This window comes from Pseudomonas sp. ICMP 10191 (genome assembly GCF_001467335.1).
In the GTDB taxonomy this organism is placed as follows: Bacteria; Pseudomonadota; Gammaproteobacteria; order Pseudomonadales; family Pseudomonadaceae; genus Aquipseudomonas; species Aquipseudomonas cerasi.
This window is the reverse complement of sequence record NZ_LKGW01000113.1, coordinates 1-13,065: the sequence shown is the minus strand read 5'-3', so window position 1 is coordinate 13,065 and position 13,065 is coordinate 1. Positions and strand designations below refer to the sequence as shown.

At 61.4% G+C, this 13,065-nt stretch carries 11 protein-coding genes, 1 pseudogene and 1 riboswitch; of the genes and pseudogenes, 10 read left to right on the top strand and 2 right to left on the bottom strand.

The window, feature by feature from the left end:
• Positions 1-449 precede the first annotated feature (449 nt).
• The 4 genes from AO388_RS14850 (at position 450) to AO388_RS14835 (ending at position 4,497) form a co-directional block, all read left to right on the top strand.
• A complete protein-coding gene (locus tag AO388_RS14850) occupies positions 450-1,433 on the top strand; it encodes a Bug family tripartite tricarboxylate transporter substrate binding protein (protein WP_170846027.1) in 984 nt (327 codons plus the stop codon).
• Positions 1,434-1,495: 62 nt separating this feature from the next.
• On the top strand, positions 1,496-1,954 hold the full coding sequence (locus AO388_RS14845; RefSeq protein ID WP_003431329.1) for a tripartite tricarboxylate transporter TctB family protein: 459 nt from the start codon (positions 1,496-1,498) through the stop codon (positions 1,952-1,954).
• A gap of 1 nt (position 1,955) precedes the next feature.
• Entirely contained in the window at positions 1,956-3,470 is a 1,515-nt protein-coding gene (locus tag AO388_RS14840; RefSeq protein ID WP_003363746.1) for a tripartite tricarboxylate transporter permease, read from the top strand.
• Positions 3,463-4,497, top strand: a complete 1,035-nt coding sequence (locus AO388_RS14835) for an AbrB family transcriptional regulator (RefSeq protein ID WP_003431330.1) — start codon at positions 3,463-3,465, stop codon at positions 4,495-4,497. The genes AO388_RS14840 and AO388_RS14835 overlap by 8 nt, the downstream gene beginning before the upstream one ends.
• Positions 4,498-4,521: 24 nt before the next feature.
• On the opposite strand, the gene ung is transcribed toward AO388_RS14835, so the two are convergent.
• Together ung and AO388_RS27530 are read right to left on the bottom strand one after the other, a co-directional pair.
• A complete protein-coding gene (gene ung, locus AO388_RS14830; protein WP_003405314.1) occupies positions 4,522-5,214 on the bottom strand; it encodes a uracil-DNA glycosylase in 693 nt (230 codons plus the stop codon).
• A 194-nt stretch (positions 5,215-5,408) separates the two neighbouring features.
• Positions 5,409-5,795 carry a hypothetical protein gene (locus AO388_RS27530; RefSeq protein ID WP_161632673.1) on the bottom strand — a complete coding sequence of 129 codons (387 nt, stop codon included), beginning with the start codon at positions 5,793-5,795 and terminating at the stop codon, positions 5,409-5,411.
• Between the two features lie 478 nt (positions 5,796-6,273).
• A riboswitch (guanidine-I (ykkC/yxkD leader) is annotated at positions 6,274-6,376 on the top strand.
• A gap of 63 nt (positions 6,377-6,439) precedes the next feature.
• Here AO388_RS27530 and AO388_RS14825 point away from each other — a divergent pair.
• From AO388_RS14825 to AO388_RS14800, 6 genes and pseudogenes are all read left to right on the top strand, one after another.
• Entirely contained in the window at positions 6,440-7,507 is a 1,068-nt protein-coding gene (locus AO388_RS14825; RefSeq protein ID WP_003363752.1) for a putative urea ABC transporter substrate-binding protein, read from the top strand.
• A gap of 27 nt (positions 7,508-7,534) precedes the next feature.
• Entirely contained in the window at positions 7,535-8,350 is an 816-nt protein-coding gene (locus AO388_RS14820; protein WP_058416667.1) for an ABC transporter permease, read from the top strand.
• Positions 8,347-9,129 (top strand): ABC transporter ATP-binding protein, encoded by a 783-nt coding sequence (locus AO388_RS14815; protein ID WP_003431337.1) that lies wholly within the window; start codon positions 8,347-8,349, stop codon positions 9,127-9,129. The genes AO388_RS14820 and AO388_RS14815 overlap by 4 nt, the downstream gene beginning before the upstream one ends.
• Positions 9,126-9,851: an urea amidolyase associated protein UAAP1 gene (locus AO388_RS14810; RefSeq protein WP_003363757.1), complete on the top strand. Its 726-nt coding sequence runs from the start codon at positions 9,126-9,128 to the stop codon at positions 9,849-9,851. Before AO388_RS14815 ends, AO388_RS14810 begins: the two co-directional genes overlap by 4 nt.
• Before the next feature lie 11 nt (positions 9,852-9,862).
• On the top strand, positions 9,863-10,480 hold the full coding sequence (locus AO388_RS14805; protein ID WP_002554928.1) for an urea amidolyase associated protein UAAP2: 618 nt from the start codon (positions 9,863-9,865) through the stop codon (positions 10,478-10,480).
• Between the two features lie 109 nt (positions 10,481-10,589).
• A pseudogene (locus tag AO388_RS14800) lies at positions 10,590-13,065 on the top strand (5-oxoprolinase/urea amidolyase family protein); the annotation flags it as partial.

Sequence of the window (13,065 nt, the reverse complement as noted above, 5' to 3'; positions counted from 1 at the left end):
TGTCACTGTTGTTATCGATCTGGGTATCGAGGCTCGTGGCGGTGGAGTTTACAGGCCGGCCGCCGTCTGTGAAGGGCAGAAACGATTCGCGGCTCGCTAGTCAAGACGTGAAAGGCAACTGAAAGGTTTACGAAAGGTTTGTCGTTTAGCATCGCGAGACGACCCGATAAAAGGGTACGTAAAAAACAGGCGCCCGGATGCGTCTGAACAATAAAAACAATAAATTGCTAAACGGAGTCACGTCATGTCTACGCCCGTCCAGGCTTGCCAGCCCATGGAGCACCTCCCGTCGAGGACTGCTCTGCGCGCTCCTCACGCCACCTGCTTCAAAACACCACTTCAGCGCAAACGCCCACCCCTGTGACACAGCACACAGGTTTTCCCGTGCGCGTGACAAAAGCGCATGGTGAACAGCTTCTCTCTGCCAAAAACAACAATATCCCTGGAGACTGAACATGAAATTTTCCCTGCGCCACATAGCCGCTACCGCTGGGTGCATGCTGATTGCCAGCCAGTTGCTTGCCGAACCCAAACGTCCGGAATGCATTGCCCCTGCCTCGCCAGGTGGCGGATTCGACCTGACCTGCAAACTGGTGCAGAGCGCGCTGATCAACGAGAAGATTCTGACCTCGCCGATGCGCGTCACCTACATGCCAGGCGGTGTCGGCGCGGTGGCCTACAACGCCGTCGTTGCGCAGCGCCCCGCCGATGCCGGCACACTGGTCGCGTGGTCCAGCGGTTCGCTGCTCAATCTGGCGCAGGGCAAATTCGGTCGTTTCGATGAGAACGCAGTGCGCTGGCTCGCCGCCGTGGGCACCAGCTATGGCGCCATCGCAGTGAAGAGCGACTCGCCCTACAAGAATCTCGACGATCTGGTCCAGGCGCTGAAAGCCGACCCGAGCAAAGTCGTGATCGGCTCAGGCGGCACCGTGGGCAGCCAGGACTGGATGCAGACAGCATTGATCGCCAAGGCCGCCGGCATCAACCCGCGCGCACTGCGCTACGTGGCACTCGAAGGCGGCGGTGAAATCGCCACCGCGCTGCTCGGCGGCCACATCCAGGTGGGCAGTACCGATATTTCCGACTCCATGCCGCACATTCTGAGCGGCGATATGCGCCTGCTAGCGGTGTTCGCCGAAAAGCGTATCGACGAACCTGAAATGAAAGACATCCCCACCGCCAAGGAACAGGGCTACGACATCGTCTGGCCGGTGGTACGTGGCTTCTACCTCGGGCCGAAGGTCAGCGACGAAGACTACAACTGGTGGAAAGCCTCGTTCGACAAGATCCTGGCTTCCGAGGACTTCGCCAAACTGCGCGACCAGCGCGAGCTGTTCCCGTTCGCCATGACCGGCGCGGAACTGGACACCTACGTCAAAAAGCAGGTCGCCGACTACAAGCTGATGGCCAAGGAATTCGGCCTGATTCAGTAATTGAACTCAATTGACTGACATTCAGTTGCACCCGCTGCAGGGGCGCGACTCAGGAGCTTCTCATGGTCATACAACGCATCTTCGCTGGCCTGCTGTTACTGGCATGCGCAGGCCTGGCCCTCATGGCCTGGCCTTATCAGGCACCTTTTTCCTATGAACCGGTCGGACCACGCGCCTTCCCGCTGCTGATGCTCGGGCTGATGAGCGTCGCCCTGCTGTACCTGCTGATCAGACCCACGCCCATCGTGCACACCGAGGAAGACCCGGAGCTGGATCGCGAGACCCTGATCAAGATCGGCGTGTGCATCATCCTGCTACTGATATTCGCAGGGCTGTTCGAACCGCTGGGCTTCATCCTCAGCAGCATTCTGATTGGCATTCCCATGGCGCGCCTGTATGGCGGTCGCTGGCTGCCGAGCGTGGTGGTGGTGATTCTGATGAGCGTCGGCCTGTACCTGCTGTTCGACAAGGCCATGGACGTCCCCCTGCCTTTGGGCCTGCTCAGCGTTCTGGAGAATTAAAATGGATACTTTCGGTTATCTGGGCCAAGGCTTCGGTGTCGCCCTGACGCCTTACAACCTGATCACGGCGCTGTGCGGAACATTGATCGGTACTGTCGTCGGCCTGCTGCCGGGGCTTGGACCGATCAACGGTGTGGCGCTGCTGATCCCTATCGCTTTCGCACTGGGCCTGCCGCCCGAATCGGCGCTGATTCTGCTGGCAGCCGTCTACCTGGGCTGCGAATACGGCGGGCGTATCAGCTCGATCCTGCTGAATATCCCGGGTGAAGCGTCCACCGTGATGACCACCCTGGACGGCTACCCGATGGCCCGCCAGGGCCTGGCTGGCGTTGCACTGTCGCTGTCGGCATGGAGCTCGTTCATCGGCGCGTTCATCGCCACCTGCGGCATGGTGCTGTTCGCGCCCCTGCTCGCCAAATGGGCGATTGCCTTCGGCCCGGCGGAATACTTCGTGCTGATGGTCTTCGCGATCGTCTGTCTGGGCGGGATGGCCGGTGACCGGCCGTTGAAGACGTTCATTGCCGCGCTGATCGGGCTGTTCCTGTCTGCAGTAGGTATCGATGCCAACAGCGGGGTATACCGTTTCACGGGCGACAATATTCACCTCACCGATGGCATTCAGTTCGTGGTGCTGGTGCTGGGCCTGTTTTCGATCAGCGAAATCCTTTTGCTGCTGGAGAAGACCCATCGCGGTCAGGAGGCCGTCAAGGCCACCGGGCGCATGATGTTCAACGTCAAGGAAGCCGCTGCCGTGTTCGTGGTGAACATTCGCTGCGGTCTGCTGGGGTTCATCCTTGGCGTATTGCCTGGCGCCGGTGCGACGCTGGCCAGCGCGGTCGCTTACATGACGGAAAAACGCATCGCCGGCGCCAGCGGCAAGTTCGGCCAGGGCGACATGCGTGGCCTGGCCGCACCCGAGACAGCCATCGGCGCAACGGCCTGCGGCGCCCTGGTGCCGATGCTGACGCTGGGCGTGCCGGGTTCAGGCACCACGGCGGTAATGATCGGCGCCTTGTCGCTGTACAACATCACGCCCGGCCCGATGCTGTTTCAACAGCAGCCGGACATCGTCTGGGGCCTGATCGCGTCGTTGTTCATCGCCAACATCATGCTGGTGATCCTCAACATCCCGATGATTCGCCTTTTTACGCGCATCCTTGCCGTACCTAACTGGGCACTGGTCCCGGTGATTGCGATCATCACCGGCATCGGTGTGTATGCGGTGCACGCCACCACGTTCGACCTGTTCCTGATGGTCGGTATCGGTATCTTCGGCTACATCCTGCGCAAGCTGGACTTCCCGCTGTCGCCGATCCTGCTCGGGTTCATCCTTGGCGGTCTGATGGAGCAGAACCTGCGTCGCGCCCTGTCGATCTCCAACGGCGAACTGGGGATCCTCTGGTCCAGCCCGATCACTCTCGGGGTCTGGGTGGTGACCGTGTTCATGCTGCTGTTCCCGCTGCTGCGCATCTGGCGCAAGCGCGCCAGACAGCAGGCCGCTGCGGCGCATGGCTGATTCGTCTCTGCGCCAATGGTGGGCAACGCCGCTGGTCGGCCTGCTGGGCGGCTACCTCGCCAGCCAGGTCGGCTGGCCGTTGCCGTGGATGGTGGGCTCGTTGCTGGCAATCATCCTGGTGCGCTGCCTGACACCCTGGCAACTGGCGCAGATTCCCGGCGGTCGCAAATTCGGTCAGTTGATCATCGGGATTGGCATCGGCCTGCACTTCACGCCGGTGGTCATCGAACAGGTACTGGCGCATTTCGGGCTGATTTTCATTGGAGCCCTGGTCACCAGTCTGTCTTGCCTGGTCGGCGTGTGGCTGATGCTGCGTACCGGAGAGGATCGCCCTACCGCGTTCTTCTCCAGCATGCCGGGCGGTTCCGGGGAGATGGTCAACCTCGGCGCACGTAACGGTGCAACACTGAGCAGTGTCGCTGCCGCGCAAAGTCTGCGGGTACTTGCCGTAGTACTGTGCGTGCCGGCGATCTTCAAATACCTGCTGGGTGATGGCGCACCCGCCCTGCATGCCAGCATCGTGGACTGGCGCTGGCTGGCCGTTCTGCTGCCGCTCGGGGCTGCGCTGGCCTGGCTGTGGCAACGTCTCAAACAGCCCAATCCCTGGCTGTTCGGCCCGCTGTTGCTCAGTGCCGTGGCGAGCGTGGTCTGGGATCTGAAGATCGGCCTGCCCAACGGTGCCAGTCAGCTCGGTCAGTTACTGATCGGCAGCGGGCTGGGTTGTCATTTCAATCGGGAGTTCTTTCGGCGTGCGCCATCGTTCCTCGCGCGCACGCTGCTGGGCACTGCCTTGACCATGCTGATCGCCGCGCTGGCGGCACTGGCGCTGAGCGCCCTCACCCACCTGGACCTGCGTTCGCTGACGCTGGGCATGATGCCCGGCGGCATCGCAGAGATGAGCCTGACCGCCGAAGTGCTGCAACTGTCGGTGCCGCTGGTCACGGCCATGCAGGTCATGCGCCTGCTGTTCGTGCTGTTTCTTGCCGAGCCGTTGTACCGGCGCTGGAGCAAACGGCTCGCTGACTGAACAGGTCGCTGGAATCCTCTCAAATCAAAGCGCAGGCAAGCGCCAGTCAATCGGCGCAATGCCGTTTTGCTCAAGGTACTTGTTGGCCCGTCCGAAGTGTCCATTGCCCAGGAAGCCTTTGTAGGCTGACAACGGCGACGGATGGACGGAGGTCAGCACCAGATGCTTGGTCGCATCGACCAGTTTCTGCTTGCTCTGCGCATGAGCGCCCCACAGCAGGAACACCAGATGCGGCTGATGCTCGCTGACCACTTGAATGATACGGTCGGTGAAGTGCTGCCAGCCTTTTCCTGCATGGGAAGCCGCGTTGGCGCGCTCGACAGTGAGGGTGGTGTTCAGCAACAAAACGCCCTGATCAGCCCAGGATTGCAGGCAACCGTGGTTCGGAATATCGATGTTCAGGTCGCGTTTCAGCTCTTTGTAGATGTTGACCAGCGATGGCGGCGTCGGCACACCCGGTTGCACCGAGAAGCACAGGCCATGCGCCTGATTCGGTCCGTGATACGGGTCCTGGCCAAGGATGACCACTTTCACGTTATCCAGCGGCGTGGAGTTCAACGCATTGAAGATCAGTGGCCCGGGCGGATAGATTTCCTTGCCGGCCGCGTGCTCCTGACGCAGAAACTCGCGCAATTGAGCCATGTAGGGTTGTTCGAATTCGTCACGCAGGGCGTTTTTCCAGCTGGGCTCAAGCTTGATGCGGTCGTCGCTAGTCATGGTTACATCCGGTAAAAACAATGCGCGGACACTAGGAAAGCCGGGCCGCAAAGTCAATGCCGGTTGCGACATGCGCCCTCAAAATCGGACGCAGAGCCTAAAGAAGAGCGTGCCGACGCGGGGCATCGGCACGCTGGTCAGTTCACAGCAGTCAGTTTGCTGCGTTGGCATGACAGTGAGCACGCAGACTTCAGCTATCGATGCCCACCACGACCGTCGCCGCGCCCACCTCTTCCATGATCACGGCCATCCCGTCCGCCACGCCCACCGTGGTCATCCCAGCCACGGTTACCTCGATCGCCGCGGAAGCCGTCGTTGCGGCCGAAGCCACCATTGCCGCGAAAGCCGTCATTGCGGCCAAAGCCATCGTTTCTCCAGCCATAACCCGGTGGACGTCCCGGCTGGTAGTAGCGCGGCGGGGGCGGTGGCGCGTAATAACGGGGTGCCGGGGCGTAGTAGCGAGGCTGGGTGTAATAGCGCGGTTGAGGCGCCACGTAGATGCGTCGCTCCTGGTAGTAGGTAGAGCGGTAGCCATTGTCATACGCGTAGGCGCCGCCAACGACAGTCGGCTGCGTGTACACATCGGATTCGTAGTAACCGGGACCTGCGTAGCAACCGGAAAGGAAAAGGGTCAGCAACGTGATAAGCAAGGGTCTTCGATACATGGCGGCCTCCTGGACCGCGATTGGGCCAATCCAGCGACGCTGGTCGGCGTCCGCCAAAGCGGTTGGCGGACGAATTATCTGACATCGAAAAGGCACTCTAGTGCCTTGGGGCAGCGTCGAGGCCTGGCCATGAATGGCCCGTCACTGTCTCGCAAAGGCTCTGCAACCAAGGCCTGCAGGCGTATTTCAACGTTCTACAAAGATGCTACAAAACATTTCACCCACCGTTGCCTCATCACGGTGCGCCCTCGCACCAGCACAAGGCGACTCCTGCGACAGATGACCGAAGACGACTCGCCCGGCCCTTGAAAAACAAGGCGCGGCACAAGTTGGCACAACTCTCGCTTGATGATGGGCGTGCAGGAGTCAACACAGGTTCGCGGCACCACAATTTGCAATAGCCGACTAGGGTTCCGGCTTGCCGCCAGGCAAGTGGCTGGTCCGAGAGTTGGCGACCTCCAGTAGAGGTTACACGGCGGGACAAAAGCCCGGGAGACAGGGACACCAGTGGTGTCACGTTGCTCCTGGCCGCCTTTTTTCACTACTGGAGATTTCTCAACATGCAAAAGTCTCGTCTCTTCGGCCTGCTGACGGCAGGCCTGCTTGCTGCGTTGAGCCTCTCGGCGAATGCCGCCCAGAAAGATCACTTCAACGTCTGCTGGACCATCTACGCAGGCTGGATGCCGTGGGAATACGCGGGTAGCCAGGGCATCGTCGACAAGTGGGCGAAAAAGTACGGCATCAAGATCGATGTCACCCAGCTCAACGACTACGTCGAATCCATCAATCAGTACACCGCCGGCCAGTTCGATGGCTGCACCATGACCAACATGGACGCCCTGACCATCCCGGCCGCAGGTGGCGTGGAAAGCACGGCACTGATCGTCAGCGACTTCTCCAATGGCAATGACGGCATCGTGCTCAAGGGCGAAGGCAAGAAAGTCGCCGATCTGAAAGGCATGGACGTCAATCTGGTCGAACTGTCGGTCTCCCACTACCTGCTGGCCCGAGCGCTGGACAGCGTCAAGCTCAGTGAAAAAGACCTCAAGGTGGTCAATACCTCGGATGCCGATATCTCGGCAGCCTTCAATACTGACGATGTACAGGCGGTCACCACCTGGAACCCGATGCTTTCGGACATCAAGGCCAGGCCCGGCGTCACCGAAGTGTTCAACTCCAGCCAGATTCCTGGCGAGATCATGGACATGATGGTCGTCAACACTCAGACCTTGAAAGACAACCCGGCCCTGGGCAAGGCCCTGACTGGCGCCTGGTTTGAAGTGGTCGCGCTGATGAACGCCAAAAACGCTCAGAGCAAGGCTGCGCTGGAACACATGGCCAAGGCATCGGGGACCGATCTGGCCGGCTTCCAGGCGCAACTGGACACCACCAAGCTGTTTGCCACGCCCAAGGAAGCCCTTGAGTTCGCGACCAGCAAACAGCTGCCGGACACCCAGCGCAAGGTGGCTGACTTCTCGTTCGCCCACGGTTTGCTCGGCGAAGGCGCACGCGATGCCGATGCGGTCGGCATGTCGTTCGCCAATGGCGTGATGCTCGGCGACAAGGGCAATCTCAAGCTGCACTTTGACCCCAGCTACGTGCAGATGGCCGTCGACGGCAAGCTGTAAATCACGTTCAGTAGAAAGGTCATTGCCATGCGTTTGATAAACCGCCATCCGGATCGTGCCGGTCGCCTGATACTGGTGATCCTGCCGTTCGCCCTGTTGCTGTTCGCCTATTTCATGGGCTCGGCCACCCGGCTTGCGGAAAACCCCAGCGACAAACTGCTGCCCAGCGCGGTACAGATGGCCGATGCGGTCAAGCGCATGGCGTTCGTTGCCGACCCGCGCAGCGGTGACTACCTGCTGTGGCAGGACAGCGCATCGAGCCTGCAACGCCTGGCCATCGGCTTGGGGATCAGCGCGCTGTTGGGTCTGTGTCTGGGCATCGCAGCGGGCATCCTGCCGTTGTGCGGCGCAACGCTGTCGCCCTTGCTGACGGTACTGTCGATGGTGCCGCCGCTGGCCATTCTGCCGATTCTGTTCATCGTGTTCGGTCTGGGCGAGTTGTCGAAGGTGGTGCTGATCGTGATCGGTATCACACCGATTCTGGCCCGTGATCTGGAACAGCGAGCCCGTGAAATCCCGATCGAACTGCTGATCAAGGCGCAAACCCTCGGCGCCTCGACCTGGACACTGATCCTGCGGGTGATCCTGCCGCAATTGCTGCCACGCCTGTTGATCGCTTTGCGCCTGGTGCTGGGTTCGGCGTGGCTGTTCCTGATCGCCGCCGAGGCGATTGCCTCGACTGACGGTCTGGGCTACCGGATCTTCCTGGTGCGGCGCTATCTGGCGATGGACGTGATTCTGCCCTATGTGGTGTGGATCACCCTGCTCGCCTGGCTGATGGACTGGGGTCTGAAGGCCCTGACCCGACGTGCCTTTCCCTGGTACGAAGGAGCGCGGGCATGAGCTTTATCAGTGTGCGCAATGTCTGGCAGCAATACGCCGACCAAGTGGTGCTCGAGGGCCTCAACCTGGACGTGGCCGAAGGCGAGTTCTGCACGCTGGTCGGTGCGTCGGGCTGCGGCAAATCGACCTTTCTGCGCCTGTTGCTGGGTCAGGAAACCCCCAGTCGCGGTCTGATCACGCTGGACGGGACGGCGCTGCGCAATGAGCCGGATGCCAGCCGAGGCGTGGTGTTTCAGCGCTATTCGGTATTCCCTCACCTGTCGGTGCTCGACAACGTGGCACTGGGTCTGGAGCTGCCCCGCTCGCCCTGGCTCGGCCGTCTGTTCGGCCAGGCAAAAAACGAGGCGCGCGAGCACGCCGCACAGTTGCTCGGCAAGGTCGGCCTGGGGCATGCGCTGGACAAGTACCCGACGCAATTGTCCGGCGGCATGCAACAGCGACTGGCGATTGCCCAGGCGCTGATCATGAAACCCCGCGTCCTGCTGCTGGACGAGCCGTTCGGCGCGCTCGACCCCGGTATCCGCAAGGACATGCATCACCTGCTGCTGGACCTGTGGCGCGAAACGAAACTGACCGTGTTCATGGTCACCCACGACCTGTCCGAAGGCTTCAACCTCGGCACCCGCCTGCTGGTATTCGACAAGGTGCGCCACGACCCGCACGCGCCCGGAGCCTATGGCGCGCGCATCACTTACGACATCCCCCTCAACAGCGAACGCCGCGCCGAGCGCGCCGCCATCGATTCGCTGCTCAACGTTTCAGAGGAGCCCGTTCAATGACTGACTCAACCACGCTTTATCCGGTTTTCGCCGAAGAACTGCTGCCCGGTGGCGGCCATCGTTCGTTCGTCCTCAAGCGCGGTGAATTGCTGCGCCTGACCGACCTGCACGGCAACGCCAACGTCAGCCTGACCCTGCTCAACGCCCACGAAAAAACCGAGCGGCTGAACCTGCCCGACAGCCTCAAATGCCAGCACACCGCTCGCCTGAGCAACGGTCATTGCCTGTATTCGGACATGGGCCGAGTGCTGGCGGCCATCGTCACTGACACCTGCGGCTGGAGCGACAGCATCGGCGGCGTGCTCAATGCGCAGGAAGTCGCTGAAAAATATGGCCAGGGCCGTTATCAGGAATTGCGCAACGGCTTCTTCCGAAACGGCGTCGACAACCTGCTGGTCGAGCTGGGCAAATGGGGGCTGGGGCTGTCCGACCTGTTGATGACCCTCAACCTGTTCAGCCGTGTCGATGTCGACGAGACAGGAACCCTGCACTTCGCGCCGAACAACTCCAAGGCCGGTGACTACATCGAACTCTACGCACCAATGGACACGCTGGTGGTACTGACCGCGCTGCAACACCCGATGGACCCCAACCCGGAATATGCCCCGCAACCGCTCAAGCTCAGCTGGATGAAGGCCGACGCCAGCGTTGCCGAGCACTGCCGTACATCGCGCCCGGAAAACGAGCGCGGCTTCATCAACACCGACCGCCTGTTCGCCTGAGGAGCCCTGTCATGAATTCACACACTCACCTTTGCTGCGACGCAACCATACCGGCAGGCGAGCCGTTCCTGGCCGAAGTCAAGGCCGGGCAGACCGTGCGCATCCTCGATCTGCAAGGCAACCAGGCCGTCGACACGCTGTTTTTCAGCCTGAGCAACCCGCGTGAGCGCTACGATGTGCAGCGCACCCTGCGCCGCCAGAACAGCGTGTACCTGACCACCGGCAGCGTGCTGTTTTCCAACCTCGGCCAGCCGATGCTGACCATTGTCGATGACACCTGCGGTCGCCACGACACACTCGGTGGCGCGTGCGCGCAAGAAAGCAACACCGTGCGCTACGCCCTGGAAAAGCGCTACATGCACAGCTGCCGCGACAACTACCTGCGCGCCTGCGTGCATGACGGCCGCCTGAGCAAGGCCGACATCGGTCCGAACATCAATTTTTTCATGAACGTACCGGTGACAGCCGAAGGCGGCCTGACCTTCGAAGACGGTATTTCCGCGCCCGGCAAATACGTCGAGCTGCGCGCTGAAATGGACGTGATCGTGCTGATTTCCAACTGTCCGCAGCTCAACAACCCCTGCAATGGCTACAACCCGACGCCTGCGCAGCTGTTGATTCGCGACTGACCCGGCACCTGCCCTCAGCAACGGACGACCGTTGCGTAGATTGATCAATAGCGGGACGGCCCGCTTCCCATCACGAAACCGAGCGCGACTGGGTTTCCGGGGTTATGCCATGTTCGACAAACTGCTGATCGCCAACCGTGGCGCCATTGCCTGCCGCATCCTGCGGACCCTGCGTACCTTGCAGGTCAAGGGCGTGGCGGTGTATTCCGAAGCCGACGCTGCCAGCCTGCACCTGATGCAGGCCGACGAAGCCCACAGCCTGGGCGAAGGTGGCGCAGCCGGAACCTATCTGGCGGTGGACAAGATCCTCGCCATTGCCAAAGCCAGCGGCGCCAAAGCCATTCATCCCGGCTACGGGTTCCTCTCCGAAAACGCCGCGTTCGCTCAAGCCTGCGAAGACGCCGGTATCGCCTTCGTCGGGCCAACGCCCGAGCAACTGCGCGTATTCGGCCTCAAGCACACTGCTCGCGCACTGGCCAGACAGCATGGCGTGCCCATGCTGGAAGGCACCGAACTGCTCGACAGCCTTGAATCAGCCATCGCGGCGGCCCGTACCATCGGCTATCCGGTCATGCTCAAGAGCACTGCAGGCGGTGGCGGGATCGGCATGCGAGTGTGCCGCAGCGCTGAAGAACTGGCCGACTCGTTCGAGGCGGTGAAGCGCCTTGGCCAGAACAATTTCAGCGACGCGGGTGTGTTCATCGAGAAATACATCCAGCGCGCGCGCCATCTGGAAGTACAGGTGTTCGGTGACGGCCAGGGCGAGGTGCTGGCGCTCGGCGTACGCGACTGCTCGGTACAGCGGCGCAATCAGAAAGTACTGGAAGAAACCCCGGCCCCGAACCTGCCGCACGGCATGGCCGAAGAACTCTGCGCAGCGGCTGTCAAACTCGCCAGGGCAGTCAATTATCGCAGCGCCGGGACGGTCGAGTTCGTCTTCGACAGTGACGATCAGCGCTTCTATTTTCTGGAAGTGAACACACGCTTGCAGGTCGAGCACGGCGTCACAGAGCAGGTCTGGGGCGTGGATCTGGTCAGCTGGATGGTGCAACTGGCTGCCGGTGATCTACCGCCGCTGGATCAGTTGCAGGCCGGCCTGAAACCGGTTGGCCATGCGATTCAGGCGCGGCTGTACGCGGAAGATCCGGGGCGTGACTTTCAGCCCTGCCCTGGCTTGCTGACTGCGGCTGATTTCCCGCCTGCCGATGGCCGAACGCTACGTATCGACACTTGGGTCGAGGCCGGCTGCGAGATACCGCCGTACTTCGACCCGATGATCGCCAAGCTGATCCGTTGGGCACCGACCCGTGAGGACGCCAGCGCCGGACTGATCGATGCGCTGAACGAAACGCGTCTGTACGGTGTGGAAACCAATCGCGACTATCTGCGCCAGATCATTGCCGACGCGCCGTTCGCCAGTGGCCAGCCGTGGACCCGCTGCCTGGAAGATCTGGTGTATCACGCTGACACCTTCGAGGTGTTGAGCGGCGGCACGCAGACCAGCGTTCAGGATTATCCGGGACGACTGGGCTACTGGGCGGTCGGCGTACCGCCATCCGGTCCGATGGACAGCCGCGCGTTGCGCCAGGGCAATGGCCTGCTGGGTAACCCCGAAGGATGCGCTGCGCTGGAAATCACCATGAGCGGGCCGTTATTGCGTTTCAACACCGATGCGGTGGTCGCAGTGACCGGTGCGCATATCCCGATCACCGTCGATGGGCAATCCTGTGCCATGAACACCGCGCTTCTGGTGCACGCCGGGTCGACGTTGTCGCTGGGCACCATCGCAGGTGCCGGTGTACGCAGCTACCTGTGCGTGCGCGGTGGGCTCGACGTGCCGGATTATCTGGGCAGCAAAAGTACCTTTACCCTCGGCCAGTTCGGCGGTCACGGAGGTCGCGCGCTGAGGGCCGGCGATGTGCTGCACATCGCGCCTCTGGTGGAACGCAGTGCGGGACAACGGATTGCCGATGAAGCCCTTGAAGCGCTGACAGATATCCGCCGGATGAGGGTCATTTACGGCCCGCATGCGGCCCCGGAATACTTCACCGAAGCGTACATCGAGAGGTTTTTTGCGACCGACTGGGAAGTGCATTTCAACTCCAGCCGCACCGGCGTACGTCTGATCGGCCCCAAACCCGAATGGGTGCGTGCAGATGGTGGCGAGGCGGGGTTGCACCCGTCCAACATTCACGACAACCCCTATGCGATAGGCGCGGTGGATTTCACCGGCGACATGCCGGTAATCCTGGGCCCGGATGGACCCAGCCTGGGCGGATTCGTGTGCCCGGTGACCATCATCGAAGCGGACCTGTGGCAGCTAGGGCAATTGAAGGCCGGAGACAAGGTCCGGTTTCATCCGGTGAGTGTCGAGGCGTGTCATGCAGCGATGAACTCAACATCTCACTGGAAAAACACCCGTGGGAGCGAGCTTGCTCGCGAAAGCTATATTCCATACACAGAAAACCCATCGACTGTACCGACCTCTTCGCGAGCAAGCTCGCTCCCNTGCTCGCGAAGGCTATATTCCAGACGCAGTAAATCCATCGACTGCAACGCCCTCTTCGCGAGCAAGCTCGCTCCCA